This window comes from Agrobacterium leguminum, from assembly GCF_005144435.2.
Taxonomy (GTDB): domain Bacteria; phylum Pseudomonadota; class Alphaproteobacteria; order Rhizobiales; family Rhizobiaceae; genus Agrobacterium; species Agrobacterium leguminum.
The window spans coordinates 135,630-162,187 of record NZ_CP120216.1; the positions used below are offsets into that span (position 1 = coordinate 135,630).

Annotated in this window: 23 protein-coding genes; 9 read left to right on the forward strand and 14 right to left on the reverse strand. The window is 57.4% G+C overall.

The window, feature by feature from the left end:
• Positions 1-74: 74 nt before the first annotated feature.
• The 9 genes from CFBP4996_RS27335 to CFBP4996_RS27375 all read right to left on the reverse strand — a co-directional run bounded on the left by CFBP4996_RS27335 (position 75) and on the right by CFBP4996_RS27375 (position 8,392).
• Positions 75-1,475, reverse strand: coding sequence for an MmgE/PrpD family protein (locus tag CFBP4996_RS27335; RefSeq protein WP_080855079.1), 1,401 nt, complete (start codon positions 1,473-1,475; stop codon positions 75-77).
• 13 nt (positions 1,476-1,488) lie between these two features.
• Positions 1,489-2,445 (reverse strand): carbon-nitrogen hydrolase family protein, encoded by a 957-nt coding sequence (locus CFBP4996_RS27340; RefSeq protein WP_080855080.1) that lies wholly within the window; start codon positions 2,443-2,445, stop codon positions 1,489-1,491.
• Complete coding sequence (locus CFBP4996_RS27345; RefSeq protein ID WP_080855081.1) at positions 2,442-3,092, reverse strand: RraA family protein; 651 nt, start codon at positions 3,090-3,092, stop codon at positions 2,442-2,444. Before CFBP4996_RS27345 ends, CFBP4996_RS27340 begins: the two co-directional genes overlap by 4 nt.
• A 31-nt stretch (positions 3,093-3,123) precedes the next feature.
• Positions 3,124-3,990, reverse strand: a complete 867-nt coding sequence (locus CFBP4996_RS27350) for a TauD/TfdA dioxygenase family protein (protein WP_080855082.1) — start codon at positions 3,988-3,990, stop codon at positions 3,124-3,126.
• Between the two features lie 110 nt (positions 3,991-4,100).
• The gene (locus CFBP4996_RS27355) at positions 4,101-5,180 is read right to left on the reverse strand and encodes an ABC transporter ATP-binding protein (RefSeq protein WP_170988544.1); all 1,080 of its coding nucleotides are present in this window, start codon (positions 5,178-5,180) and stop codon (positions 4,101-4,103) included.
• Positions 5,177-5,980, reverse strand: a complete 804-nt coding sequence (locus CFBP4996_RS27360; RefSeq protein WP_080855084.1) for an ABC transporter permease — start codon at positions 5,978-5,980, stop codon at positions 5,177-5,179. The genes CFBP4996_RS27355 and CFBP4996_RS27360 overlap by 4 nt, the downstream gene beginning before the upstream one ends.
• A 9-nt stretch (positions 5,981-5,989) precedes the next feature.
• A complete protein-coding gene (locus CFBP4996_RS27365) occupies positions 5,990-6,874 on the reverse strand; it encodes an ABC transporter permease (RefSeq protein WP_080855085.1) in 885 nt (294 codons plus the stop codon).
• Positions 6,875-6,884: 10 nt separating this feature from the next.
• Positions 6,885-7,925 (reverse strand): ABC transporter substrate-binding protein, encoded by a 1,041-nt coding sequence (locus CFBP4996_RS27370; protein WP_080855086.1) that lies wholly within the window; start codon positions 7,923-7,925, stop codon positions 6,885-6,887.
• 77 nt (positions 7,926-8,002) lie between these two features.
• Positions 8,003-8,392, reverse strand: a complete 390-nt coding sequence (locus tag CFBP4996_RS27375) for a Y4oE-related protein (RefSeq protein ID WP_080855087.1) — start codon at positions 8,390-8,392, stop codon at positions 8,003-8,005.
• Positions 8,393-8,846: 454 nt separating this feature from the next.
• On the opposite strand from CFBP4996_RS27375, the gene sbnA reads away from it, so the two are divergent.
• From sbnA to CFBP4996_RS27420, 9 genes are read left to right on the forward strand one after another with little or no spacing between them, the layout of a single operon-like run.
• Complete coding sequence (sbnA, locus tag CFBP4996_RS27380; protein ID WP_080855088.1) at positions 8,847-9,860, forward strand: 2,3-diaminopropionate biosynthesis protein SbnA; 1,014 nt, start codon at positions 8,847-8,849, stop codon at positions 9,858-9,860.
• Positions 9,861-9,899: 39 nt separating this feature from the next.
• Complete coding sequence (gene sbnB / locus CFBP4996_RS27385) at positions 9,900-10,943, forward strand: 2,3-diaminopropionate biosynthesis protein SbnB (RefSeq protein ID WP_080855089.1); 1,044 nt, start codon at positions 9,900-9,902, stop codon at positions 10,941-10,943.
• Positions 10,943-12,715, forward strand: a complete 1,773-nt coding sequence (locus CFBP4996_RS27390; RefSeq protein ID WP_080855090.1) for an IucA/IucC family protein — start codon at positions 10,943-10,945, stop codon at positions 12,713-12,715. Before sbnB ends, CFBP4996_RS27390 begins: the two co-directional genes overlap by 1 nt.
• The gene (locus CFBP4996_RS27395) at positions 12,712-13,884 is read left to right on the forward strand and encodes an MFS transporter (RefSeq protein ID WP_080855091.1); all 1,173 of its coding nucleotides are present in this window, start codon (positions 12,712-12,714) and stop codon (positions 13,882-13,884) included. The genes CFBP4996_RS27390 and CFBP4996_RS27395 overlap by 4 nt, the downstream gene beginning before the upstream one ends.
• On the forward strand, positions 13,871-15,583 hold the full coding sequence (locus CFBP4996_RS27400; RefSeq protein WP_080855092.1) for an IucA/IucC family protein: 1,713 nt from the start codon (positions 13,871-13,873) through the stop codon (positions 15,581-15,583). The genes CFBP4996_RS27395 and CFBP4996_RS27400 overlap by 14 nt, the downstream gene beginning before the upstream one ends.
• Positions 15,580-17,379, forward strand: a complete 1,800-nt coding sequence (locus tag CFBP4996_RS27405) for an IucA/IucC family protein (protein WP_080855093.1) — start codon at positions 15,580-15,582, stop codon at positions 17,377-17,379. The genes CFBP4996_RS27400 and CFBP4996_RS27405 overlap by 4 nt, the downstream gene beginning before the upstream one ends.
• A complete protein-coding gene (locus CFBP4996_RS27410) occupies positions 17,373-18,182 on the forward strand; it encodes an HpcH/HpaI aldolase family protein (RefSeq protein WP_233283474.1) in 810 nt (269 codons plus the stop codon). Before CFBP4996_RS27405 ends, CFBP4996_RS27410 begins: the two co-directional genes overlap by 7 nt.
• Positions 18,179-19,396 carry a type III PLP-dependent enzyme gene (locus CFBP4996_RS27415; protein ID WP_080855094.1) on the forward strand — a complete coding sequence of 406 codons (1,218 nt, stop codon included), beginning with the start codon at positions 18,179-18,181 and terminating at the stop codon, positions 19,394-19,396. Before CFBP4996_RS27410 ends, CFBP4996_RS27415 begins: the two co-directional genes overlap by 4 nt.
• A complete protein-coding gene (locus CFBP4996_RS27420; protein ID WP_080855095.1) occupies positions 19,393-19,803 on the forward strand; it encodes a ParB N-terminal domain-containing protein in 411 nt (136 codons plus the stop codon). Before CFBP4996_RS27415 ends, CFBP4996_RS27420 begins: the two co-directional genes overlap by 4 nt.
• Here the strand turns inward: CFBP4996_RS27420 and CFBP4996_RS27425 are convergent.
• The 5 genes from CFBP4996_RS27425 to CFBP4996_RS29595 all read right to left on the reverse strand — a co-directional run bounded on the left by CFBP4996_RS27425 (position 19,775) and on the right by CFBP4996_RS29595 (position 26,349).
• Positions 19,775-21,721 carry an iron ABC transporter permease gene (locus CFBP4996_RS27425; RefSeq protein WP_162936146.1) on the reverse strand — a complete coding sequence of 649 codons (1,947 nt, stop codon included), beginning with the start codon at positions 21,719-21,721 and terminating at the stop codon, positions 19,775-19,777. The two genes, CFBP4996_RS27420 and CFBP4996_RS27425, sit on opposite strands and share 29 nt — an antisense overlap.
• A gap of 71 nt (positions 21,722-21,792) precedes the next feature.
• A complete protein-coding gene (locus CFBP4996_RS27430) occupies positions 21,793-22,710 on the reverse strand; it encodes an ABC transporter substrate-binding protein (RefSeq protein ID WP_080855097.1) in 918 nt (305 codons plus the stop codon).
• Positions 22,707-23,561 (reverse strand): ABC transporter ATP-binding protein, encoded by an 855-nt coding sequence (locus CFBP4996_RS27435; RefSeq protein WP_080855098.1) that lies wholly within the window; start codon positions 23,559-23,561, stop codon positions 22,707-22,709. The genes CFBP4996_RS27430 and CFBP4996_RS27435 overlap by 4 nt, the downstream gene beginning before the upstream one ends.
• Positions 23,555-25,711 (reverse strand): TonB-dependent receptor, encoded by a 2,157-nt coding sequence (locus tag CFBP4996_RS27440; RefSeq protein WP_162936147.1) that lies wholly within the window; start codon positions 25,709-25,711, stop codon positions 23,555-23,557. Before CFBP4996_RS27440 ends, CFBP4996_RS27435 begins: the two co-directional genes overlap by 7 nt.
• Before the next feature lie 29 nt (positions 25,712-25,740).
• Positions 25,741-26,349: a nitroreductase family protein gene (locus CFBP4996_RS29595; protein ID WP_080855100.1), complete on the reverse strand. Its 609-nt coding sequence runs from the start codon at positions 26,347-26,349 to the stop codon at positions 25,741-25,743.
• Positions 26,350-26,558: the final 209 nt, after the last annotated feature.

Consider the following 26,558-nt stretch of genomic DNA (forward strand, 5'->3'; position numbering starts at 1 on the left):
AGAGGATTTCAGCAGGAATCGGCGGGAAATAAAGCCAAGATTAGCTATCTTTTATGCAACAATATTCATTCCGGTTACATCGGACGTTCCCCGGACTGAGGCGCGCCTCCAGGTTTGCGGATCGTATCCAGCAGAAATCGCAGGTCGTCTTTCAACTCAAGCTGCTTTAGGAACTGCAGGATTTGCTGTCTTCTGGTCCCATGCAAACGTGCCGCCGACAGGCGTAAAAACTTCTCCTCCAGGAACGAAGGCGCGAGGGGATTGGCAGCATCGCCCTTTGCAACCTCGACAGTGGCCTCTACGACGTGGCCGTCGAGCAGGTGAAGACGGACCTTTGCCCCGTGGTGCTGGCGCGATCGATCCGTCGATCTCAGAGGAGAGAGCCGGATTTTTGCTGTCAGATCGCGCACTGTCTGATCCAGGAAACGCGAAGGCGCGAACCATTCCGGACCCGCCGCATGCCCGAGCACGCCCATCGCGATTGCAAACGGTGCGCTGAACTGTGCCGCCCACATATCACGAGGTTCGGGATCATTGAACGGGGCACGGCAGACGATCTCGGGAGCGAAGACCTCGATCTCAATGACGTCATGACCGGTTCCCTCAACAGCTCCGAGGGCGAACGCCTCAACAGCAGCTTCGACGCTGCTCTGAATGATCCTGCAGCAGCTGAACTCCTTGAAGCCGACGTCTCGTATCTCGTAGCGCATATCGGGACCGATTTTCAGCCGCGACAGGTCGACGCCGTCGGCGCCCGCCATGCGCCAGAAACCGGTTTCCCCTTCGAAAACGTCAAGCGGTCCCTCGAATCCGGCACGAGCAAGAAACGCTGCGTTGACACCGCCCATTGCTGCGGTCGCAAAATTATTCTTCGCCATTGTCGGTGTGTCGCCGTAGACGGTCTTCATGACCGATGCAACGGGTGCATTGACAGCCGCGATTGCCAAGGCATGGGCCGCTTGCTTATGACTGAGTTTCAGCAGTTTTGCCGCAGCGGCGGCTGCACCGAATATCTGCCAGGTGCCATGGCCATGGACTGTCTTGCGCGGTGTATTGTGGAGGAGTGACATGCCGATGCGGCATCCCACCTCATATCCGGCAACAATTGCAACAATCAGGTCACGCCCTGTCGAGCGCGACTGGTTGCCAATCGCGAGCGCGGCAGCAATCACTGTCGCCCCGGGATGTCCCTTCCAATAAATGTCATCGAGGTCGAGGGCGTTGGCTAAAGTCGCGTAATGAAATGCTTGCCACACGGGATCCGGATCCGGACATGGCACGCTAGAGGAAACTCCGACGATTCCCGCCGAAAGCCGTTCCAGACCCGAAGCGACCGGGGTTTGATGACCGCCGAAAAAGCACCCGACCGAGTCCATCAGGCAGAGCTTTGCTTTCTCTACCACGTCCGGCGGAAGATTCTCAAAACACGCGTTCACGAGGTAATCGGCAAGGGCCTGCGTTGCGGGGGTAGTCATTGCGCCCTCTCGACTATTCACAGGAGGCAGGCAGGTCTGTCTTGCTGCGGCATGTTGAACATAGCCCATCGCAGGCGGCATGTTCGACTACTAGATGTTGAGCTGTTGGTCCCGGCGTTTCACCAAGACCTGCCCGGGATGCTGCGCTTGGAAATTGCTGACGGTGGCGCGCCATCGGAATAAGCCGGCGCACATCATTTATTCGCTGGCTGTCCAGCCGTGCCGTCGCACTGCCCGTTCCATCCGAGGCGCGGGCGATGACTTGCCCCCAAGGATCGCAAATCAGAGAGTTGCCGAAACACTGTCGGGCCTCGCCACCGGCGGCAAGGTAGCTGCCCCATTGGCCGCACGCGGCGAAATAGACCTGGAACTCGATGGCGCGTGCTCTGCACAGAACCTCCCAATGATCCTTTCCTGTCTGCATCGTGAAGGCGGCCGGCAGGATGACGACATCGACCTTGTTTTCGGCAAGTTGATCGAACAGGCGGGAAAACCGAAGATCGTAGCAGATGGCGGCCCCGATCCGGAAGCCGCCGGCCTCGTAGACGAACAGGTCGTGGCCCGGTGCCACTGTGGTGGACTCGCGATAGGCTTTGCCGTCCGGAGCCACAATGTCGAAAAGATGAATCTTGCGATAGCGGCCGACTTCCCTGCCTTCAGGGTCGAACACAACGGTGGTGTTGTATATTCGTTCTTCCCCGGGAACGCGCTCGAGCATGCTACCCGCGTGGAGCCATAATCCGTGCCGGCAAGCAAATTCCTGTGCCATCCGGTAAGCCGCACCACCGGGCATGTAGTCTGCTGCCGCGAGCTTTTCCGCGGCAGTACCGCCCGACCAGTCGAAATGCTCCGGCAGCACGATCATATCCGGGACCTCCTCCTTGACGGCCTTGAGCATCAGAGCCTGCGCCTGACGCAGATTTGCCCTGCGGTCCGGCTGGGAGTTCATTTGAATGAGCGAAATTTTCATTGGGATTGCCCTTCATCGTACGCGAAGATTGAATGGCCTGCCGCAAGATGGGCACGCAGCCGGGCGGACCGTTCTTGACGCTTCAGCGCAGCCTCACCCAGGTTGCGCATCCGTGAACGATCTGCGACGAAGATCCCGGAGTTGTCGGCGAGCACCGCGAAACCGGGAAGGATCGCCGTGCCGGCGCAGGCGACGGGAACATTGATGGATCCACCAATCCGGAATGTCCGGTTCGTGGTTTTTGCCGAGACTCCCCGACACCAGACCGGCAGGCCTGATGCGACAATTTCCTCGACGTCAGTGCACGGGCCGTCCACAATGATGGCAGCGGCGCCACGCACCTTTGCCGCTGTCGCGACACCGCCGCCGACACATGCGATGTCGTCTCCGTCGATCCTTGAGATGACGAGAACGTCTCCTGGCTGGAGGAGATCGATCGCCTTGTAGATCACCACGCCGTCGCGGCCCGGAGCCGCGACGGTAAGGGCTTGTCCGATGATCTTCGCGGAGCAGACCGGGCGGAGACTCGTGCTGAGAAAGCCGAGATGTTCGGTATGTCCGATGGTTGCGGTCTCAACATCCTGCAGCAGGGCGCAAAGATCCGTGGGGAGAGGTGACCCTCCCTTGTTTATCCGATACTGTTCCATGATTGAGGTCGCTTTGCTTACGTCTGAAAAATCAGACCGGACGTTCGCCGGCGGTCGTGGTCCGGTGCATGATCCGGATCGTGTTCGGATCGAAAGAATCCCGGCGATGCATGGTGCAGCGATTGTCCCACATCATGATGTCGCCTTTCGACCATTTCTGGACAAAAAACTCTTTCGTATCTGTTGTATGCTGCCACAGGCGTTTCAGCAGGTCATCACTTTCATCGAGCGGCATGCCGACGATCCAGGCACCCTCAGCCGTTCCTCCAAGATAAAGCGCTTTGCGCCCGGTTTCGGCATGGGTCCGCACTAACGGGTGGACGATACCGCTCCACTCACGGAAATCCTTGGTTGTCGGCTCCTGCTTACCGAGCCTTAGCTTTCCTGTTTTGTCATAGACATTCTGGAAGAATATCTGCCGACCGTCGACTGTCTTACGCAGTTCTTCCGGCAAGGTGTCATAGGCGCGGTAGGTGGAGAGAAAATAGGTGTCTCCGCCGTCTGCCGGTACCTCCACGGCCCGTAGAATGGCGCCCGCCGGCGGGCGCTCGTAGAACCAGGTGTCCGTGTGCCAGGTGGCCTCGCTGTTGCCCATAGCGCCGGACGGCTTGCCGTTTTTCACGGTATTGGCGATGACAAGGATTTCCTTGTGCGTCGGGTGTCCGCCTTCCTGCAATTGCTTGGGGTGGATCACGAATTCCCCGAAGTGACGGGAGAAGTCAACTTGTTGCTGGTCTGTAATATTGGCACTCCGGAAGCGAAGCACGCCATAATGGAGCCAGTATTTGCGAACCTCTGCAATGTCCTGTTCATCATAGTTGTTGAAGTCGAAGCCAGCGATATCCGCACAAACGTTGCTTCCGTCCTGGACCGCTGAAATTCCTTGAGTATTGAGCATATTTCCGTTCCTTCCTTGGAAATTTCGTCTCTACAAGGGAAGAGTAGCGCTACTGATCGACCTGTCTCTAATATCAATTTCATTTGATTGATATGGATACGCGATTAATTCTAGCCTTCGAGAAGCTGCACGGCATTGGGATCGATGGAGAGAAAAACGGGTTGTCCGACGCGCAGGTCGGGTAGCCGTGTCGAGCGCACAAGTGATTTGAGCACGGTCCCGTTTGCCAGGGTGACAAAGCAATCCCGGTACGCGCCGAGATTGACGATCCTTGTCAGGGTTCCGTCGAACCTGTTGATCGGGGAGGGTAGTTCTTCTCCCGCAGGCGTGAGACGGACGGCCTCGGGACGCAGGCAACAGTAGCGGATGACGCCTGGATTTCCCGACGATGCGGTCGTCAATGCAAGACCGTCTTGGAGAACGACAATCGTCGATTCCCCTTCCGCTCTCAGGGACGAAACCGGCAGAAGATTCGATTTTCCGATAAAATCGGCGACGAAACGCGATTGCGGATTATCGTAGATGTCGTCGGGCTTGCCTTCCTGCGCCACAAGACCCCCATGCATGACCACGATGCGATCGGACATGGCCATCGCTTCGTCCTGGTCGTGGGTCACATAGATGAAGGTCATACCCAGCTCTTCCTGTATCTCCTTGAGCTCGATACGCATGGCCTCGCGCAGTTTGAGGTCGAGATTGGACAGAGGTTCATCAAGCAGAAGCAGCGACGGTTTCGGCGCGATCGCCCGGGCAAGCGCCGTCCTTTGTTGCTGGCCGCCGGACAGTTCTTTCGGATATCTCTGTTCAAATCCCTCAAGATGCACGCGTCTCAATGCCGATCGCACCTCGGTCTCGGTCTCGGCGCGCGGAGTTCCCTTCATCTTGATGCCGAAGGCGACATTTTCGGCGACCGTCATGTGCGGGAAGAGGGCGTAGTTCTGAAAAACCAGTCCAATTCCGCGCTTCTCCGGCGGAACGCCCAACTGGCTCCGTCCCCTGATCCTGATGTCTCCACCGGAAGGATCGGAAAAGCCGGCGATCATGTTCAGGGTGGTTGTCTTGCCGCATCCGGACGGACCCAGAATGCTGACGAATTCTCCGGCCGGAATGGAAAGATCGATATTGTCGACGACCCGATTGGCTCCATAGCTCTTGGAAACCGCGATCAGTTCTATGTCCATTGTGCTCATTTGCTTCCACCATGTATCTGTGTCGAAAAACCGCCGATCCGCTCAAACAGGAAGACGGCTGCAAGAATAAAAAGGAGGGAGGCGACGTTGACCGCCGCCAACACTGGGTCGAGGCTGTATTCAAGGTGATTGATGACGGTGATGGGCAGTGTCGTTTCGCCAGGCCGGACGAGGAAGACCGACAAGGGAATGTTGTTGAAGGAGAGAATGAAGGCGAAGGTCATCCCCGAAAACAGGCCGGGCTTGATCAACGGCAACAGGATGTAGCGGACCCTTTGCATCTTGTTCGCACCCAGCACCCGCGCTGCCAGATCGAGGCGCTTGTCGAAATTGAACATGGCGCCCGCGATCATCCGCACGACAAAGGGCAATGTCAGAATGACATGAGCCATGATCAGGCCAGGCGTCCCGAGAAGAGCGTAGAACCCGGTTGAGGACAGGAACAGAACGATTGCGACCCCTTTGACGATCTGCGGAACGGAGAGCGGGGACAACAGGAAGGACATGATCGCGGCGTGTCCTGGGCATTTCTCGTAGGCGACCGCAAAGGCTGCCAGGAGGCCGAACAGTCCGCTGAGAACCGTGACAATCAATGCAAGCTCGACACTCAGCAAAAACGGGTCGATCCAGCGACTGGTCATGAGCGCGCCATACCATTTCGTTGTCCAGAGCGATGGCGAAAAAACAATCTTCGCCGTCGGACTAACGGATGCCACAAGCACGACCAGTAACGGCAGGGTGATGAATGCAAGGATGAGCGCCAGCGAAGCCCTGAACGAAATCGACAAAAACCTGTTCATGGCTTTCTCCTAGAGGTGCAGCTTGTTGTGGAGGCGCGCTTCAATGCGTGTGCCGATGAAAACTGCGATGAGCATCGCTAGCAGGAGTACATTCGCCATGACTGCAGCGAACGGCCAGTCGATGTAGAAAAGAACCTGCTCGTAAACCATTGTCGCAAGGACCTTGAAACCGGCGCCACCGAGCAGTGCCGGCGTGGCATAGGCGCTAGCCGCCATTGTGAACGCGATAAGCAGAGAGCTGACTATCCCCGGAATGGAGAGTGGTAGAACAACATGGCGGAGTACAGCCAAACGGGACGCACCTAAAATTTGGGCGGCCTTTTCGAGATTGGGATTGATGCCCTGCAGGCTCGTCAGCAGCGAAAGAACCCCGAATGGCAGAACGACGTGTGTCAGACCCGCAACGACACCGAACATGTTTTTTGACAGCGGCAAAGGTTCGGAGATCAAGCCTGCCCATATCAGCGCCGAGTTTAAAAAACCGCGGTCTTCAAGGATGACCAGCCAGCCATAGGTGCGTAGGACAACGCCGGCAAGTTCCGGCGCAATCGCAAGGGCAAACACGATTGTACGCCAGCGTGACGTCGCACGTGCCAGATAATATGCGAGTGGATAGGCCATAACGGTCACGCAGATGGCGACAAGCCCCGACATCAGCATGGTGCGACCGAGACCGGCGAGCATCAGGTCATCCGAAAAGAACCGCCGATAGTTGGCCATGGTCCAGGCATCGTCATCGATACCCTGGAAACTCATCCCGATCATCATGCCCATCGGCAATGCAAAGAATAGTAGGAGAACGGTCGAGGGAGGCAAAAGCGAAAAATAGGGCCGCAGCGCGAAGGTCCGGCGATGAGTTGCCGCTGCGGGCGACACAAGTTCGATCGTTGTCATTATCTCCCCCTTATCTCGCCACGGCGATCACTTCGCGTTCCCAGCGGGTTCCCCATTCCGGCAGCTTCGCTGCAACACTGGAAAGATCGGGGAGGAGAAGCGTCTTAAGATCGGCTTCCGTGGTGATCTGACGCGCGCGTGTCTCATCGGGAACCTCAACGTCGGTGCGCGCGCTACCGACCTTGTACCCCGTGACCCAGGCTTCCTGACTGGATTTTTCGAGAAAGAAGTTGACGAACTTGTATGCCATCTCCTTGTTGCGGGCACCAATTGGCACGTTCAAAGTTGCAACGAGGAGGATTGTTCCCTCTGCGGGTCTGACATAATCGACCGGCAAACCGCTATCGACGAGTAGTTGCGCGCGCCCGCTCCAGAAGGGCATCGCCCAGACCTGTCCATCCTTCAAATAGTTTTCCATGATCGAAGAAGACTGTTCAAAGCCAATGGATTGCTTGGCAAGTTTCCCCATCGCTTCGAAACCGGGATCAACGTTGTCGATCAGATCGCCACCGTTCGCGACGGACATGATCTCCATAAGATAGGCTGCCATGATGTTCTGGAACGTCGGCAGGATAATTTTGCCCTTCAACTCCTCGGTGAAGAATGCCGACCAGGAGGTGGGAGCAGCGGTGAGCTTGTCCTTACGCCACAGAAGCGAAAGATACTGAACCTCGTGGACCGCTCCGCAAGCGCCAGCAATCGCACTGATATCGGGATTGAGGTTTGTGATATTCAGCACTGTTTCCGGTGAAAACCGCTCAAGCAGGCCATCTCGACAGCCGTCGAGCGACTGTGATGCTGTCATGACGACGACATCGAAGCCTGGTCGCCCACGGGTCGCCTTGATCTTTGCATAGTCCTGTGACGCGGAGCCGACCGCGTCATAGATGACTTTCACGCCGAACTCTTTTTCGAAAGGTTCGATGATCCGACTACGGATGATATCTTCGTAAGGACCGCCGTAGCTGTTGACGACCAACGGCTCTGCGGTTGCTGCTCTCGTAATGCTGCTTGCTGTAAGGAATGTAACAAGCAAGGTTCCACGTTTCATCGTCCGCCCTCGTAAATTGATTGATTATTCGAGATTTCTGCCAGATAATGCAGGGTATTTAGCTGTAAAATCTAATATTAGTTTCCGACTATTGATCGTACTTGGCGAATAATAGTGTTTACTACGTCCCGCGAATTCAGCAGGGTGTTAAGGTCGGCATGCGTATGCAGGTCAGCCACAACGGAGCGGTCTCCAGACTTGTCCGAGTTGATTTTGAAGGTGGGGGGTAACAGCAGGGAGTAGACCGGGCTCGCCTTGCGCAGATCACAAAAAAGGCCAAACCAGAAGCGATAGCGGTCATCGTCGCCGTCACCACGGGCTTCTATAGCACACCATGCCGCCAGGGTTGCGGCATGAAGCCCATAGAGATCGCGCAATACCTCAAAAGCGACAGCGACGTGTATTCCACCCCATGTTTCAACGGGCGTGAATGGCAGGGATGATATTGCAGAAGACTTTTCCGACATGACGACTCTCCAGTGAGAGTCCGGCCGAATGTAAAAGCGTTTGTGGCCGGACACTGCCTTGGCGACCTTCGCCGTCCGGATGCACATCGACTGTCATGTCGGCTACGAGGATAGATCAATCCTTCGGCAGGGTGAAGCCAATTTCAGGCAACTGGCGCATCTGTGATCGACTTTTAATCAGGAAGGCACTCCTTTTGCGTCAACTCACGTCAATGCCATGGCCCTGTCCGGAAAGGTATGGTGGCAATAATTGCTGGATGCCATGATCAGGGTTTGCGGACGCCTCTAACATGTATCTGATTGAAACACAGTTAGGTGTCGGTTAACGAAAAACTCAATGCGACACAAACATGACAATTTTACTCCTGTTAATTCATCGGCGTTGATGCAATGATGAAATACAACGTAGACATGCATTTTGTATGCTCGTACGATTGAGTGTCAGGAGACGTGCATGAAGCCAAATCTTTCTGAATTTATTGGAAATACCCCACTTGTCGAGCTGGAGCTCCCCTTCTCTAGAGACATATTTCGCATTTTCGCGAAACTGGAAATGTTTAACCCGGGTGGAAGCATCAAAGATCGTCCCGCCCTGCATATGGTGAAACAGGCAATCCAGTCAGGAAAAATCAATCAAAACGTGCATTTGGTCGAAAGCTCGTCTGGCAACCTTGCTATCGCAATGGCCATGATCACCCAACAAATGAAGCTTAAGTTCACGGCTGTCATTGACCCCAACATCACCAGCACGAACCGATCGCTAATAGAGTCTTATGGAGCGTCCATCGACCTTGTCACAGAGAAAGACGAGGAAGGCGGTTATCTCCATACCAGAATTCGACGCGTTCAGACCTTGCTGCGTGAGGTGCCGAATTCGGTTTGGCTCAATCAGTATGCCAATCCCGATAATCCTGCTGCCCATTACCATGGCGCGGGGGCAGAAATCGTCAGCGAAATGCCTGCCGAACCGACCCATGCTTTCATATGTGTCAGCACATGCGGTACGATCATGGGCCTTACCCGCCGGCTGCGCGAGGCATGGCCGAAAATCCGGATCATTGCTGTGGACATCGCAGGTTCTGTCATTTTCGGTCCCTCGCGTGATCGGAGACGCATTCCAGGGATCGGGGCTAGTCGCGTTCCTGAACAATTGGATCCCAGTGAGATTGACGAGGTTGTTCTCGTCAACGATTTTGAATCTGTCGAGGCATGCCGTCTCCTCGTAAGGGAGGAAGGCCTGCTTGCCGGAGGATCTTCCGGTTCGGTCATCGCCGCAATTCGGAAATTGGCGCCGCAACTGCCCCGAAACGCAGTCGTAGTAACCGTTCTGCCGGATCGGGGTGAACGCTATCTTGATAGTGTTTACAATCCGGATTGGCTGCCCGCACAAGAACGGGTTCATCGCCCCCTCGAATCATCCCACGTCGTTCTGAGACGGGAACCGGTTCCTTTGCAAAACGCCTCCTGATCGGCGGCATCTGCGTCCTAAATTCACCAGGAGATTAAAATGAACATGATTGAAACCATCCGGTCACGGGAGGGCGTTGGCGCTCGCCTTCGTTTCCTGTCGCGACGGGACATTGCCGCGGTTGGCGGCGACCGTTCGGATCTTTATATGGAGGCCGTCGAAGAAGGCTTCCGCCTCCATGCCAAGGGGGATTACGCTCAGCCTTTGAAACCTTATCTTCGCAATCCGAACTCCCGTCATGTCGCTGATCGGATCATCGCCATGCCGGCCTGGATCGGCGGCGGGGATCCCATCTCGGGGCTGAAGTGGATCGGCTCGAAACACGACAATCCGTCGCAACGCTCGATCGATCGGGCAAGCGCGGTGATTGTCCTGAACGACAATGAAACGCATTTTCCCATTGCCGTTCTGGAAGCAGCCCGCATCAGTGCACTGCGCACCGCTGCAGTCACCGGGATCGCTGCCAGACATCTGGCTAGCCCGAATTTCACCGACGTCACGGTGATCGGTTGCGGGCCGATCGGCCGTACCCAAATCCAGATGTTCTGCGAACAGTTTTCGAGTGTCAGGCGCATCCACATCTTCGATCGTCAGCCTGAGGCAGTGGCGGCGTTGACCCAGTGGCTGGCCGAAGCGTTTCCGGCGGTGCAGGCCGTTCCGCACACCGACGCACGCTCCGCGGTCGAGGCGACTACCGTCGTTGTCACCGCCACCGTCACCGATCGACCTTATCTAAAGTTCGAATGGCTTCGACCGGGCACATTTCTTTCCAACATCTCCATCATGGATGTCGAAAAGGAGGTCTTCTTGCGCGCAGACAAGGTCGTTGTAGACGATTGGGACCAGTGCAATCGTGAAAAGAAGATCATCAACCAGCTTGTCGAGGAAGGGTCTTTCTCTCGCGAAAAGCTACACGCGGAAATCGGAGAAATCGTCAGCGGCCTGAAACCCGGCAGGCAAAACGATCACGAGATCATCCTTCTTAATCCAATGGGGATGGCGATCGACGATATCGTTTGCGCACGTGCCATTCTACGCCGGGCGGAGGCTATCGACGCTGGAATATTGGTGGACCTGTTCTGATGAACTACATGTCCCAAATTCCAACACACGCAGGGGATCGCAATGCGATCCTCGACGATCTCCTCGATCTGCTCTGGACGGAAGACGTTGCCGGTTTGCGAAGCCGCGTTCTTTCGTCACAACAGGATAATCATGCCACAATAGCCATCGGCGGAAAGGAGATCGTGGTCCGGCTGCAACCTGACCACTGGCGGGGTGGGTGGCGGCCATCAGGTATCGAGCATGCACAGACGTGCAAAACCCTCGACCCCTCCGAGTTGCTCTGGCTGGTGCTGAATGCTCTTCCAGAACTCGACCTGCTGGTCCTGGACAGGACCATGAGGCAACTCGGTCAGAGCGAGAAAAATGTAGATCTCGTCCAGGCCATGGGCACAGTCCTGTCGAATGCGGGTAAGCAGCCTGGAGCTCTGGGGAACGATCTCCTCTGGGAACGTATGGCGGCGTGGCGGGATCGTCCCTTCCATCCTCTGGCGCATTCCCGAGGTTGTTGGGGTGCTGGAGAGATTCAGGAATACGGCGCCGAATTTGGCAGGTATTTCCCACTGCGCTGGTGCGCGGTAGAGAAAAGCAACCTTTTTGCGTCACCGCGTGCCAAGGGGGGTGGACCAGCCGCCGCCATTCTGGATGACGCCCAGTCGGCCTTGCTTGGTCAGGAGCTGGTGCGTCTTGGAATCGATACGACGCATGAGGCGCTACCGCTCCATCCGTGGCAAGCCGACCACGTCGCTCCCCGAGAGTTTTCTGAGGAACTCGCAGATGGACGGATCACCATGTTGGATTTCAGAGGTCCACTGGTTGTCGCGACGTCGTCGCTGCGGACCGTTGCGATTCCCGGAAAGCCCGGATGTCATCTCAAGTTGCCGCTTGATGTCGAAACCCTGGGCGTTCGCCGGTTACTAAGCGCGCAGTCTCTTTACAATGGCCTGAAGGGAGCGGACGTCCTGGCCTCGGCGCTGGCAAACCGGCCTGGCCTCGGCCAGATAGCGCGGCTTGCCGACGAAACGCAGTTCTGGACTTTTTCCGAATTGTCGGGAGATGTCCTGGCTCCCCGGACCGCCTACCTTGGGTGTGCGGTGCGCACCTTCCCCCTAATTGACGGAGCCAGCCTGATCCCCCTTGCCGCTTTTGCGGTTGCGCCAGCCGGCGGGATACCTCCTGCTATCGAAGCCAGCCTGCAGGCTTGCCGCGACAACACGCTTGAGGGTTTCATCGTTGAACTCTTCGACCTCCTGGCTGGTTTTGCAATCGAAGCACTCGCCAGCGGTTTCATTCCCGAAATGCACGGACAAAACGTGCTCGTGGAGATTTCAAAGGGGCGACCGTCTGCAGTGATTCTGCGCGATCACGATACCGTGCGGTGCCATACCGCAGGACTTGCAGCGTGCGGACTTCAGGCTCCCGAATACATCATCAAAGATCCGCGTCGCGCAACCATGTTGCTGTCACGGCCCGAAGACCTCATTGCCTACGGCCAGACCCTGCTCTTCGACGTGGCCTTGCGTGCGATTTGTACCGAACTCGACCGGGCCGGTGCACTCGAGCTCTCAACGTCACGCCACCTCCTGCGCACGAGCGTGGAACATCGTCTCGAGTGCATTGAAATGCCGTCTGAAGAGCGCGAGAGACTGAGATTTGCTCTGCTCGAGCAACCTGATTGGCCGTTCAAGCAGATTTTGACCCCGTTGCTGCAGACGACAGAGCTCGGACTTGGCATGCCGAGCCGCCTGGGTCTAGCAAGCAATCCGCTTTTCGATTTCGAGCGAAACCGATGATCGCAGGTAGGCTCAAACAAACGTCCTGGTGGCTCGTGCTTTCCGTGCAGTTTGTAACGGTCGCTGTACCTCTGGCAGTGCTGCCATTCCTTTCCCTGCATCTCCAGCGCTTGTCGGGGGCAGGGACCACAGATATCGCCCTCTGGGCTGCCGTGATCGCGGCAGCCCCTGCAATCGGTGCCATTCTATCCACGCCCCTCTGGGCCCGCCTCGCGTCCTCGTATCCACTCGGAAGGCTCATGGGCCTATCGTGCTTACTGAATGCTCTCAGTGCTTTGCTTCAGGCGCAGTCAGGCACGGTGGAGGTTTTTGCTCTCGGCCGCAGCATTCAGGGACTGACCGGGGTCGGTGTCCTTCTGCTTCTCGCGGTTGAACATAGCCGGACGACCAGGGGAAGTGGCTATTCGGGTTTGCAGCAGGCACTGGCAGCTGGCTGCATAGCCGGTCCCCTCCTGGGAGGATGGGCATTTGACAATGATGCGCTCCAAGGCCTGTTGACGGGTTTTGCCGTATTGCTCGTGGCCTTGAGCGTTTTCTGCGGTTATGTGTTTCATGATGCAAGGCCTGTGAAGGATGAGGAGCAGTCATCTGGTTTTGCGGGGCTGTTGCCGCCAACTCCCACCCGCATGCTTGTTCTTTCCGGTCTTCTGGCAACCGCCGGTGCTTCTGGTTTCATGCCGTTTTTTGCAGGCTGGGCGCTGGAGCAGGAAAGCGCGGTCCTGACAGCAAGCCTGATCGGCTTGCTTCACGCCGGAAGCTGGGCAGCCGCAATCGTGGTGTTGCCGCTATGGGGGCGCTGGATAGATGCCGGCCGGGAAAGGGCGGTCATGCGTCTTTCCACAGCAGGATCTCTGTTTGCGCTTGTCTCGTTGCTCGCGGGATCGACAGTTGTTTTGATCTCCCTGTCGCGGATCGTTCACGGCGCTTTCAACTCGGGCCTAGCTCCATCACTCTTTTCTGTGCTTGGACGTTCCAGGCATCGTGTCGCCAATCTCGCAGCCGGGCGTATGGCCACCACTTTGGGTCAGGCCATCGGTCCGGCCATTTGCGGGCTTGCTGTATTTGCCGCCGGTAATAACGGTGCGCTCTTTGCGGCAGCTCTCCTAACCCTTCTCGCATCAATTCTTCTCTACCTACAGCCGGAGGCTAGAAGCCATGACGTTGAATGACATGACAATAAGTCTTGCGGCCCATCGTGAGCGCGACAGGCTTCTCAACACGTGGCTGCGCGAGTTTCAACCGGATCTGGCAATCCGGGCGGGGCGCGAAGTCGAAATCAGGGCTGGCGACGCGATGATCGTTGCAAAGTGCGATCGCTTTTCGCCTACTGGGTTTCATCGTTTCGGCGCACATGTCACTGTCAGGGACCGGAACGAATCGCGAGTAATTGAAGACGTCTCTCACCTAGCTGCCTTCCTTTTGCGGACGCAGCGGGATGCAGCGAGCGAAGAGATCGAGGATATCCTGTACAGGATCGGTCGCTCGTCGATGGCAAGCCGCGAGTATGCCGTTTTCCTGTCAGTCGCGACACCGGGAGTTTCAGCAGTCGCACTGGAGCAGTCGCTGTGGTTCGGTCATCCGTTTCATCCGCTTGCGAAAAGCGTTGGTGGTTTCACCAAGACCGATACCGAAAATTATGCACCGGAATGCGCAGCACGCTTCCAGCTTCGCTGGCTGCTGGTGAACCGCCGCCATGTTCGGGAATTTGCGAGTGATCATGGGCGTCTCGATGACATGGATTCGCGCCTGCTGGCAGCTTCTGGCCTGTCGGCAAGCGATGTACGGGATGACGTTCTTTTTCCATGCCATCCCTGGCAGGCAGCACGCCTTGAAAAAAGCCCCGACCTTGCAGACCGGCTCCGGTCCGGAGAGATGCGGATCACGCAAGCCACGGGCGATGTGGCCGTTCCAACCTCGTCGGTGCGTACGGTGTGGTTTCCAGATCAAAGCCTCTTTGTCAAACTGCCGATCGAGGCAAGGATCACGAACTTTCCCCGCGTCAATACCGATGAGCAGATTGCGCGCAGCGTGGCCGGCGCACGGGCGATCGCAGCGGTGGCGCCAGCCGTCGAACAGGCCGGTTTGACGGTACTGGACGAGCCGATCGGGCGCATCCTGCAGACCCGCAACGCCGACGGTGACTTTCGATACCATCCCGAGACCGGGTATCTGTTGAGAGACGCCGATTTCGGGAAAGGTCCACCCCCTCTGGTTGTTGCCGGTCTTTTGGAAACGAACCCGGTTAGCCGCAAGCCAAACCTGGCAGCGGTAAGCGGACATCACCTGCAGAGCCGCGAAAGTGCGCATCGCTGGCTCGAGGCCTATATTCAGGTGTCGCTCATGCCCTTACTGCGCCTTTTCAACGATACCGGTATTGCGCTTGAGGCACATAGCCAGAACAGCCTTGTGCGCTTCGTAGACGGTTGGCCAGACCGCCTCTTCGTGCGCGACCTGGAGGGCATCGCAGTCGATCGAACTGCATTCGAACGCCGTTTCAACGGCGACGGAGCGCCTCTTCTGGATCAGGCCCTGTTCTATGACCGCAAGACGGTCTGGAGACGGCTCCTCTATTACGTCGTCGTCAACCATTTCTCCCACGTCGTCGCGACGGTGGCCGAGGTCGCCAGCATCGATGAATGCGATCTGTGGGGCAGGGCGAGGCGTGTTCTGGAGCAGTTTTCAGATGTTGTAGCCGTTGGCGAACTGTTGGCGAGTACCGATCTCCCTGCCAAAGCAAACCTGAAGAGCTGCCTTGGCGGACATGGTGAAGCACCAAGCTACATCCCTATTCTGAATCCCTTCCTGGCGGGAAAGATCGCCACATCTTCCGATATCCGTCAATTAAACCCAGCGGAGGCTACCCCATGACGAGCCAGTTCCAGGCGAAACCCACGCAAATCTCCGATGATGCCTTGACGTCTGCTTTGCATGCTGCTGGGGGCAGGGTCGTGTCGCAGACGCTCGGCGCTCTTCTCACCGAAGGCCTTTTGTCAGATGGTGCGCTCCTTGCTGCTCCCGCAAAGGGTGGGGCAGGAGAGGTGTCGATACAGGCTTCGGACGTGTCGGTCACCTATCGCGCCATTGTCAGGAGGACCGCCGCTTATGACCGCTGGCTGGTGGAGGAGGGCAGTGTCCGGCGGTTCAAAGCGCTAGAGGATGCCCGCTGCGACGATCCCATTTTGCTTCTCGGTGATCTGCTGCCTCTTGCCGTCGGCGATGCCCTAACCCACGAGCGCTTTCGTGACGAAATCCGCAGGACGTTTCTCAACCATGCCGAAGCGCTGGTTGTCAGTCGGCAACGGGGAAGGGCGCTCGCCTCGCAAGGTTATGACGCAGCAGAGGCCTATCTTACCGATGGCCATCGGTATCATCCCTGCTTCAAATCCCGGATAGGTTTTTCACCCAAGGAAAACAGGACATACGGGCCGGAGTTCGCCAACACCCTCAAGCCGATCTGGCTGGGAATCCACAAAGACCTTTCCGCCAGTTCCTCAGTCGCGGAACCTGGACGCCAGGATCGATCATTGCTCACATCCGCCGACGCGCCCGCACTCGATGGCGACTTTCACATTCTGCCGGTCCATCCATGGCAATGGGAACGGGAGATCGAAGCAGCAACGACGCTTGAACGCGCAGCCGGCCGGATCGTCTTTTTGGGAGAAGCCCGGCATGACTATCTGGCTCAACAGTCAATCCGCACCCTTGCCGATCAGACTTCCCCGGACGCTCCCTCCCTCAAACTTGCCCTTTCTATCCGGAATACCTCGACGGCACGTACACTTGCCGCTCATACAGTGCTCAACGCCCCGATCATCAGCGCCTGGCTGCACGACGTATCGCGTAGCGATCCATATCTGGGTGCTTCCGGTACGATCTTTCTGCTGGAGCGCATGGGTACGACAGTGACCCTGCCCGCCGAGCTGAACACGGGCAAAGATCTTCGTGGCGGCATGGCGGCAATCTGGCGGGACCCGGTACACAAATATCTTTGTGCTGAAACCGAAGCGGCATCGCCCTTTTCGATGCTGGCGCATCTCGACGTTGACGGACGCCCTGCCATCGCGCCGTGGATGGACGCCTTTGGCGTGGAGAACTGGACACGCGAGCTGTTGCGCGTTTCGTCAATTCCCGTTGTGCATCTACTGACCGCTCACGGCATTGCCTTGGAAAGCCACCAGCAGAACATGGTCCTCGTTCACCGAAATGGCTGGCCTGCGCGGGTCGCCTTAAAGGACTTCCATGACGGTGTTCGCTTCATACCGGAACGGCTGCGCACCCGCAGGCCTGTCCTTGTTGCAACGCCGGCCGAACACGCCTGGATCAATCCCAATTCATATGTCGAGGCAACAGATCCAGAGGACGTGCGCGACTTCATGTTCGATGCGCTCTTCGGGGTCAATCTCGCCGAGCTGGCGTTCTTCCTCGAAAGATATTTCGGATTTGACGAGCGGGCATTCTGGCGTATGGCTGCCGGTGTCATCGGTGAGCATCTTCACAGCAACGAGGCGGCAGGAAAAGGTGCAGTTACATTCAGGCTGCTCGACGACGAAGTCCTCGTGGAGGATCTGGCACGTCGTCGGCTCGATACCGGACAAGTTCCGGCCCGACGTGTCCTGAACCCGCTGATACATGCAGCTGGATTCCCGGAGAACGCATCATGCTGAGCGCACGGACCAGGTTGCGCAATCTGCTGGATCGCGGCGAAGCGGCGGGAGGACTGTTTCTGTCGATCCCTGCGCCTACCATTGTGGAGGTGGCGGCCGTCGCGGGCTTTGATTTTGTCCTCATCGATCTCGAACATACGCTGATCGACGGCCGGGAGCTTGAATGCCTGCTGGCGGCGGCAGACCGATCGGGTATCAGCGCATTGGTGCGTGTTCCCGACGCACGCTCGGACCGCATTCTGCAGGTTCTCGATGCCGGAGCGGCTGGGATCGTCGTGCCGCGTTGCTCCAGCGCCGAGGACGCCAAGGCCGCAGCGTCGAGGGCGCGCTACGCGCCTCTTGGCTCGCGGGGCTTGAACGCTGGCCGTCTTGGCCGCTTTGGGGACTGTGACCTGGTAGAGTTCATTTCGAGGCTTGATCGCGAGACCTTGATTGTCGCGATGATCGAGGACCGTTCGGGTCTCGACGCCGTGGATGATATTGCCCGGACCGAAGGCATCGACGCGGTTCTCCTCGGAGCGGCTGATTATTCGCAGTCCATCGGCCTGCCGTGGCAGACGACCTGCCCCGAAGTGATTGATGCCGAGGCGAAGGTGGCTATCGCAGTAGGGGCTGCAGGCAAACAGTTATTCGTCATTCCCCGTCGTGACGAGGACATAGAACGCCATGTTGCCCAGGGTGCGCTCGGCATCATCGGGGCCAACGATCGCGGAATACTGCGTCAGGCGTTGACGCGGTGCGACCGGAATTGGCGCAGCCGATGGCCCTCACAGCCCCAAATTTCCAAGGAGATCGTACAGTGACATATTTCAATCCTTCGCTTCAGCTTGTCGAGCAGCTTGTCAGACGGGAAATTCCTGTTTGCGCCTACATCCACGATTTGGACGGATTAGCGAGACACGCCCGCGAGATCGTGTCGAACCTGCCGGCGCAGAGCGAGTTCTTTTACGCGATCAAGGCCAATAGCGATCCAGCGGTGCTTGTGACGCTGGCGCCCATCGTCGCAGGCTTCGAAGTCGCTTCGGCTGGTGAAATTCGCAAAGTGCGGCAGGCCGTCGGCCCCCAGGCCCGTATCATCATGGGTGGGCCGGCACGAACGGAAACGGATTTCATTGCCGCAATCGACCATGGAGTCGAAAGGGTGCACATCGAAAGCCTTCATCTCCTGCACCTGGCCAACATGGTGGCGGCACGGGCCGGTACAAAGCTCCCAATCCTGTTGAGGATAAACATGGCCGGTCCTGTTCCGGGAGCGACCATCACGATGGGAGGGCAACCGACGCAGTTCGGCATAGAGGAAGCGCGTGTCGACGAGGCCATTCAACTCGCCAAGTCACGCCAGAACTTGCGCTTTGATGGCTTCCATCTCCACACTATCTCCAACAACCTGGATGCCGACGCCCACGCCGTCTTCTGCAGGGAGGCGCTGTTGAGGGCGCAGGATTGGGCGAAGCGAAATGGCCTGGAAGCACGCGTCATCAATCTCGGTGGCGGCTGGGGAGTGGACTATGCCGATCTTGACCGGAGATTCGACATCCACCATCTCGCGGAAGGGCTCGCTGACGCCATCCCTGCAGACGGCACTGTGCTACAGTTCGAATGCGGGCGCATTGTTGTGGCCTATTGCGCCGTCTACGTTACCGAGGTCATCGATCTGAAGACGACCCATGGCGAGACTTTCGCATTGTTGCGCGGGGGATCCCATCATTTCAGGCTCCCTTCGGCCTGGCAGCACCGCCACCCGCATAAAATCCTTAAAGGTCGACACTGGCCACGGTCCTGGTCGCGTCCTACGATCGGAAAGGCAGTCGTTACCTTCACCGGTGAGCTGTGCACGCCGAAGGATGTCTTGCTGCGAGACGAAGAGGTTCACGACCTTGGCGTCGGCGATATCGTCTGCTTCCTCGCCGCAGGCGCCTATGGATGGGACATTTCTCACCATGACTTCCTGAGCAACGCCCATCCGGAACGGATATTCCTGAACCAGACAGTCTCCAACGAAAGGCTGATAGCATGACATTCTCGGAACTGCGCCTCGTGCCGCCATCGACCCTTTCTCCCCACGAAGAAATCATCCCCGGCAGAGTGAACGAGGTGACCGATCTTCTGGTCCGGGATCAAAGCTGGACCAGCCCGATCTGCATCGAGCGGAAGAGCCGATGCATCATGGACGGGCACCATCGTCATGCCGCAGCATTGCGCCTCGGGCTGAAGCTCGTGCCGGTCGTGACCTTCGATTATGAGAACGTACGGCTGGGCAGTTGGCGGGCCGACATGTCATTCGAACCCGACGAGATCGTTGAACGCGCGCAGCGAGGTCTTCTGTTTCCGCACAAATCCACGCGACACGTCTTTCCTCCCGTGCGCGTCGTGCCGATTCCGCTGCATCAGCTTGTCATGCCCGGCGTAGAGCGAACAATATGAATGGAGCTCCAATGATCGCCGTCATCAAGCCGACGGGTATTTCGATCGGTGCAAACAGGGTCCGACCCAGGCAATCGGCGATGATCATCAATATGGCTCCGACGAGAGCGCTGGTGGTTAGCAGGTCGCGATAACGGCCTGGATGGAGAAGACGGGCAGCATGCGGCGCCATCAACCCGACGAAGGATACGGGTCCGAAGATTGCAGCGACCGTGCTGGCGCACAATGCGCCGGCCAGCAGATGAGCCCATTCCGTCGCCCGGAAATTCAGCCCGAGACTTGATGCTTTCGGTTGACCGAGCGCCACTATGTCGGTGAGCGACACCAACAGATATGCGACTGGTGCGACGCAAAACAGCGCACCGGTAAGAACCATTAGGTCGGTCTTGCCAATGCCATAGGTCGATCCGGCGAGCCATGTAGCGGCCTGGCTCGCCTGAAAACCGGCCATGATGACCAAGGCGGTGGATGCAGAGGCCGCAAATGCCGCCAGGCCAAGGCCAATGAGCGCCATTGCCGATGGGGCGAGATTGCGCCGCAATCCGAGACTGGCAACGAGAACCGTGGCGGCAAGGCCGCCGAGGATCGCTCCTGCCTGAACACCCGGGAATCCAAGCTCTGGAAAAAAAAGGAGTATGGCGACAGCGGCGAGGCCGGATGTCTGTGTGATACCGATCAGCTCCGGACTTGCGAGCGGATTGCGGATGACGCCTTGAAGAAGAAGACCTGAAAGCCCAAGAAGCGCACCACCCAATGCCGCACCCACGACACGGAGTATGCGTAATTCCAGGATGCTCTGCAGGTCCGCTGGGGACGTACCCATGAGAAACGTCAGAACGTGCAATGGGGAAATGAAGCTATTGCCGCCGGCAAGCCCCGTAATGCCGACAATGACGAGCAGGAAGACAAGAAAGGCCGGGTGGGATAATCCGGGCAGGGTAGGCGGTGTCCGGTATCTGCCCGCAAATTCCGACGTGGCGCGATTTTCCTGCGCGTGACGCCAGGCAAGCAAGACGAGGACCGGCGCTCCAACGAGCGCTATGGGCACACCGACCGGGAGTTCGATCGTACTGGCCGACAGGCTCAGGACAAGAAGATCAGCCCCGACCGTCAGCGCCATTCCGACAATCACCGCCGCAGGCAGCAGGAGGATATGTTTTGATATTCCCGTCAGGCGCAGCAGGTTGGGCGCAACCAGTCCCACGAATACGACAGGTCCGGCAAGCGTGACGGCTAGTGCGGACAGCCAGACGCCGAGAGCAAGCGCGACGCCCCGGACCAGAAACAGGTTTTGCCCCAGTATTCTTGCGGTATCGTCACCGAGGGTGAGAATGTCGAGTTGCCTGGCAAACATCAGCGCCAGCAAAAATGCTGGACAGAAGCCGGCCAAGGCGCCGAGCGATGCCTGCCAATCCGTTTGGACGAGGCTTCCTCCGCCCCACAGATGAAGGCTGGCGCCAGCAGTCTCATCCAGAAGTGCGATGGCAGCAGCAGCGGCTCCCGCCATCAGGGATACCGCCATTCCCGACAAAGCGATCCTGACGGGTCCGGCACTGGCCCTTGAAACCGTCCAGGTAACTCCGCCTGCCAGTAGCCCGCCCGCAGTCGCGGCCATCGCAGGCGGCACGAAAAGTGCAAGGGCGGGTACGACGGTAACGAGCGCGACGAAGAGCTGTGCGCCGGCCGTCACGCCGAGAATCCCCGGCGAGGCAAGCGGATTGCGCGTCGCTGCTTGAAAGAGCGTTCCGGCCGCGGCGAGACACGCTCCGGTCAGAATGGCCGCCGCCGTGCGTGGAAGTCGAAGATAATGCAACATCATGCCGGCCGGATCGTCGGGCGTTGCCGACAAAATACTGCCGAGGATGGTGGGTATCGGAGCCTCGATGCCGATGGATGCATGCAGATATACCAGCGTCATCGCTATTGCCCCGCAGGCTGCGATCACAACCGCACGCGCAGTCAATAGCCACTCATTTTTCGTGGAAGCGATCATTCCTGCGTGAGCGTCTCCGCGACTTTTACGATAAAGGCCTCGGCCGCCGGAATGCCGCCAAACGGCCATACGACATCGGTCAGACCAAAAAATCTGCCAGCGCGCACAAACGGCATGCTTTGCCAGAGCGGGTTCCTTGCGAGCCTCGTATAGCTGTTGTCCGAGCCGATAGCGACACCGAGAAACATTATGTCACCAAGAGCCAGCAACCGCTCCGGACCGACTGTCGTGAAGCCAAATCCTTCCGACGGCCCATTCCATGCGTTCTGAAGTCCTAGTTGTTCCAAAAGGCAAATGGGCAGGGAATTCGACGTGAAAAGGCGAATATTATTTACCCCGGATGGAAACTGGGCAAATACGATCTGCCGTGACAGGTCAGGAATGGATGCAAGCCGTTCGGATTGCTTTGAGAGGAACTCATCGAGACCGTGAACTGCTTTGTCCGTGGCATCGCGGCGCCCGACTTTTTCGGCAAGTAGTTGCAACTCGTCAATCATAAGGGAGAGTTGGTCGCCGTTCGCCTTGCCGGTCTGGGTGTAGTCGTAGAGGATCGTTTGGGCAATCTTCGAAAGCTGCGGCTGGATGCGCTCGTGCCGAAACTTGACCCCCAGGATAAGATCGGGTTTCGCAGCGATGATTGCCTCAAGGGAAGGTTCCTGCCGGCGACCCATATCCGCAGGCCCAGTCGCTGCCAATTCTTTCGCACCGGATGAAGCCTGACCGAGATATTCAGCGAGATCGGCGACGCCTACGAGGGGCAATCCAAGCGAACGAGCGTGGTCAGCGTAACGCCATTCAAGGGCGACGACGCGCGGCAGCGCCGGCTGCGCCATCAACTTCCCGGGGAGCAAAGCCGAGGCGCAGGCGGCAGAGGAGAGGGTGGAAATAAACTTACGTCGATTGAGGCCGGTCATGTCGTTTCTCTGGAATGATTGGGAGACCAGCCGCGGGACGGAACCAGAAGCGGCCCGCCATCGGCAGGATGTGCAAGCCTTAACATATCGATGCCAAAAACATCACGTATGAACACGGGCGTCAGGACGTGTTCAGGCGACCCGGTTGCGACGCTACGCCCCTTTGAAAGAACGATGACCTCGTCGCTGTAGGCCGCTGCCTCGTTCAGATCGTGCAGAACCCAGCAAACAGTCAACTGCCGTTCGGCCTGAAGTCTGCGAACAAGTTCCAGTATCTGAATCTGATAACGAAGATCCAGATAGGTTGTCGGCTCATCGAGCATCAGAATCTGCGTTTCTTGCGCAAGCGCCATGGCGATCAGCGCACGCTGACGCTCGCCTCCCGAAAGCGCTCCGACGGGCCGGCTGGAAAGATCAGCAAGATCGGTAACCGCCAGCGCCTCCTCGATGACCTCTCCGTCCCGCTTTGTCTCGGGCCGCCATACGGCACGGTGCGGGTGTCTTCCACAGGCAACGAGATCGCGGACCGATAGTGCTGCGGGTGGCTGCATATCTTGTGGAAGAAACGCCAGTCGCCGCGCAAAATCGCGGCGACCGAAGGACGTAACGTCGCGGCCCGAAAGGGCGACCTGTCCTGCCGTAGGCGCTTCAAGGCGCACCAGAAGTCTCATCAAGGAACTCTTGCCGGAACCGTTGGGACCGACAAGTGCCGTTGTCTTTCCTGCCTGAATCTCGCAGGAGACCTCATCGAGAATCTTGCGACCGCCGGCAACGAACGAGAGCCGTGAACCGACCAGAGATGCATTAGAAGAGAATTCCGGTGTTTTCGCCTGAGAAGATGTGGCTACCATTCAACCTCGTACGCGATCTTGAACGTTGTGCCCGGCGATTTGATATGGCTTGTATTGTTGGAATTCCTCAACAACTGAGCGTAGACGTTGTAATAATCTTCGTTGAAAATGTTGTCGACACCAAGACTGAGCTTTCCACGTTCCAGCTTGAAGTCGCTTGCAAGATTGAAAATTGCAAAATCTTCCACCTTCGCACCACCAAAAGCCACACGGTCGTTGAACGCGTCGTCTCGAGATCCGCTATAGACTCCGTCGAGACGAATCGTCCACCAATCTGTCGGCATGTACTCGACATAGCCTGTCACCTTGATCGGAGGGATGCGGAAGCCATCCAAAGCGATTTTACGCCCGTTCGCGGCCGTTCGTTCGCCATGTGTGTAGGTAAAGGTTCCCCCAGCCGACCACTGGTCGTTGAAGCGGTAACTCGCGGCCAACTCGATGCCTTTGATTTCTTCGGGATCGCGGTCCTGAACAAGGATGAAGTTCTCGGTGCGCAAGGCACCCAGCTCAGATTTGCTCAGGAAAGCTGCAGCACTTCCCGTGAAATCCCCGACAGATGCACGAATACCGACTTCGTAGTTGTCGTAGCTGAGGGGGCTGATATTGCTGCGCGTGAGATTAAAACCTCGGGGGGCCTGGCGAAGCTGGAGGCCGATGTCCGAAAGATCGTAGGACTGAGAAAAATCTGCAAAGAGACTTACTCCGTCGATGAACTCATAGTTCACACCGATGTTGTAGAGCGCACTGGAAAAATCCAGACTGCCTCCTGCGATAGGATCGCCGATGATCGTCGTAAAATTGTCGACGGAAAAATGGGCCCATTGCTGTCGGACACCACCGCGCACTGTTATGCGATCTGTCGGTTTCACCTCAAGCTGGGCAAACAGAGAATATTGATCGAGATCGAAAGGCGGGGTCCACAGCGTCGTTCGCGTGCGATTGAAGACAGTGCCTCTGCTCCTATCAAAAGCTGTGCCGTCAAAAAGATCAGCCGGGCCGACGGAGCTTTCCAATTGCGCGTCCATTCCCCACATCAAATTGACGGGAACATCTTCGCTTAGCGGTATAGGCGTGTTGAAAACAGCGCTTCCTCCGTAAATGTCGCTTTCAAAATAGGACTGGATGATTGCTGCGCGATTGCGAATGGCGCGTGCATCGGCAGGATAGAATCGCGATTCCGCCCTGCGGGCAAAGACTTGGGCGTCTAGTGTTCCCCCAAGGATATCCTCGTGTCGATAGTCGATGGTTCCTTGTACATTGAACAGTCCGCCCTGTTCATCGAGTGACAATCCTTTTACAGCGCGAGCGGGGACGGTGCCGGGCGGCAAACCTGCAACGGTCGTGTCAGCAGCATAGTCACTGTCCTGTCTGATTTTCTTGACGATCAATGAGGCGCCTATGCTCTGATCGTCGAAATGGTGGCGCACACGCCCAAAAAAGCTCCCCGAGACAGTATCGAAAAGATCGCCTTGGCTTGGCTCCGGTGCTATGCGGTCGCCCTTGGCATCGAAGAGCCCACGGTTGAGATCGCCCGACGCAGAAAAGGCATAGTCAGTGTCCCCCGTGCTTCCCTGCACCGATTGCGAAAAGCGCGCATTCGCTCCCTGGCCGCCAAAGTTGGTAAGGCTGTTGCCGGTCTCTATACGCGATTTAAACCGTGTCTCGCCGCCGCCCTGGAGTGTGGTAATGTAAATGATGCCGCCTGTCGCGCCATTGCCGTAAAGCGCGGAGCCTCCATGGACGACCTCAATCTTCTCGATAGCGGAAACGTCGACATTGAAGAGATCGCGGGAGGTGTCACGGTTGAGTTTCTGGGGAACCCCATCAATAACGACGAGGGCGCTGCGTCCGCGCAGACCTTGCCCGTATGTGGTGAATGCACCCGTGTACAGTGCCAGCCCGGGAACGGCCTTTCCCAGAAGATCAGGCAGGCTGTGAGACGTCGTAAGGAGTTTGTCGATATCCTCTTTTTCCAGAATAGTGACGTTTCGTGTTACGCTCTCGGGAGCATTTCCAACGCGACTGGCCTTGATCGTAATCGGCGCAAGGACGGCTTCACCGTCGCTATCTTGCGCGAATGCCGGGAAAGCTGCGCTGCATAGAGCAAGCGTGGATACTGAAATCGAAAACCAGAAAGTTTTAGGTAACAATGATAAATCCCCCATAATTCGACGGCTGTTTAGGAGCGCCACTCACTCAGTAGGTTGCTTGCGTTCGGCCTTGCTCGTTCTGCCGGCCTTCGTGTTGGAGTGCCCAAAGGAAAAAGCCCAATTAACCGTTCGTGGTGTTCGAGACCCATGATCTGTCTGACCCGTTCTGATGAACAGGGCCAGCCGGTTAGCCAGATTGACCCGAAGCCTTCCGCGTGAACCGCGTGTAGAAAAGTAGTAGCGACGGCTCCTGCGCAAAGCAGTTGGTCAAGTTCAGGGAATGGTGCTGTTTGATCGGGGCGCCAAACGAGAAATACTGTAGCTGGCGGTCCGATCAGCCATGCCCGCAGTCGAGAGCTCATCGCGGATTTGGCGCCTTCGTCTTGCTCTTCGACAGCATGCGCGCAAAGGAATTCTTCCAGGAGATCACGAGCCTGATGATCCCTTACAAGAATAAACCGCCAAGGCACCAAATTGCCATGATCGGGGACACGGCTTGCGAGCATCAATATCTCGTTTAATTTTTCGTCGGAAGGGGCGGGCGCACGTAGTAACGCAGGTGGTACAGAGCGACGATCAGCCATCCCCGCTTTAGAAAGCTCGCTTGGCCAATTTTGAGTTTCGGTTGAAAATTCCATATGGCGCAGGCCCACTTTTCAATTTGTGCGGGCGCATAAAAGAGGTGGATGCTATCCATGTCAATAAACTTGACGAAAATAGTCGTGTACAGGTTCTGACTTTTTCGGAAAATCTCCTCCAAGTGCATAATGCCTGTTTTGCAGGGTAGGCAGGCCTTCTCCTGCAAATGGCCCATGGGCGACGGGGAGCCCGGCGCTTTCGGTACCGG

Bases quoted from the DNA above. Each gene is read 5' to 3' on its own strand.
- CFBP4996_RS27335 (WP_080855079.1), bottom strand. From the start codon at position 1,475: ATGACTACCCCCGCAACGCAGGCCCTTGCCGATTACCTCGTGAACGCG.
- CFBP4996_RS27340 (WP_080855080.1), bottom strand. From the start codon at position 2,445: ATGAAAATTTCGCTCATTCAAATGAACTCCCAGCCGGACCGCAGGGCA.
- CFBP4996_RS27345 (WP_080855081.1), bottom strand. From the start codon at position 3,092: ATGGAACAGTATCGGATAAACAAGGGAGGGTCACCTCTCCCCACGGAT.
- CFBP4996_RS27350 (WP_080855082.1), bottom strand. From the start codon at position 3,990: ATGCTCAATACTCAAGGAATTTCAGCGGTCCAGGACGGAAGCAACGTT.
- CFBP4996_RS27355 (WP_170988544.1), bottom strand. From the start codon at position 5,180: ATGAGCACAATGGACATAGAACTGATCGCGGTTTCCAAGAGCTATGGA.
- CFBP4996_RS27360 (WP_080855084.1), bottom strand. From the start codon at position 5,980: ATGAACAGGTTTTTGTCGATTTCGTTCAGGGCTTCGCTGGCGCTCATC.
- CFBP4996_RS27365 (WP_080855085.1), bottom strand. From the start codon at position 6,874: ATGACAACGATCGAACTTGTGTCGCCCGCAGCGGCAACTCATCGCCGG.
- CFBP4996_RS27370 (WP_080855086.1), bottom strand. From the start codon at position 7,925: ATGAAACGTGGAACCTTGCTTGTTACATTCCTTACAGCAAGCAGCATT.
- CFBP4996_RS27375 (WP_080855087.1), bottom strand. From the start codon at position 8,392: ATGTCGGAAAAGTCTTCTGCAATATCATCCCTGCCATTCACGCCCGTT.
- sbnA (WP_080855088.1), top strand. From the start codon at position 8,847: ATGAAGCCAAATCTTTCTGAATTTATTGGAAATACCCCACTTGTCGAG.
- sbnB (WP_080855089.1), top strand. From the start codon at position 9,900: ATGAACATGATTGAAACCATCCGGTCACGGGAGGGCGTTGGCGCTCGC.
- CFBP4996_RS27390 (WP_080855090.1), top strand. From the start codon at position 10,943: ATGAACTACATGTCCCAAATTCCAACACACGCAGGGGATCGCAATGCG.
- CFBP4996_RS27395 (WP_080855091.1), top strand. From the start codon at position 12,712: ATGATCGCAGGTAGGCTCAAACAAACGTCCTGGTGGCTCGTGCTTTCC.
- CFBP4996_RS27400 (WP_080855092.1), top strand. From the start codon at position 13,871: ATGACGTTGAATGACATGACAATAAGTCTTGCGGCCCATCGTGAGCGC.
- CFBP4996_RS27405 (WP_080855093.1), top strand. From the start codon at position 15,580: ATGACGAGCCAGTTCCAGGCGAAACCCACGCAAATCTCCGATGATGCC.
- CFBP4996_RS27410 (WP_233283474.1), top strand. From the start codon at position 17,373: ATGCTGAGCGCACGGACCAGGTTGCGCAATCTGCTGGATCGCGGCGAA.
- CFBP4996_RS27420 (WP_080855095.1), top strand. From the start codon at position 19,393: ATGACATTCTCGGAACTGCGCCTCGTGCCGCCATCGACCCTTTCTCCC.
- CFBP4996_RS27425 (WP_162936146.1), bottom strand. From the start codon at position 21,721: ATGACGCTGGTATATCTGCATGCATCCATCGGCATCGAGGCTCCGATA.
- CFBP4996_RS27430 (WP_080855097.1), bottom strand. From the start codon at position 22,710: ATGACCGGCCTCAATCGACGTAAGTTTATTTCCACCCTCTCCTCTGCC.
- CFBP4996_RS27435 (WP_080855098.1), bottom strand. From the start codon at position 23,561: ATGGTAGCCACATCTTCTCAGGCGAAAACACCGGAATTCTCTTCTAAT.
- CFBP4996_RS29595 (WP_080855100.1), bottom strand. From the start codon at position 26,349: ATGGAATTTTCAACCGAAACTCAAAATTGGCCAAGCGAGCTTTCTAAA.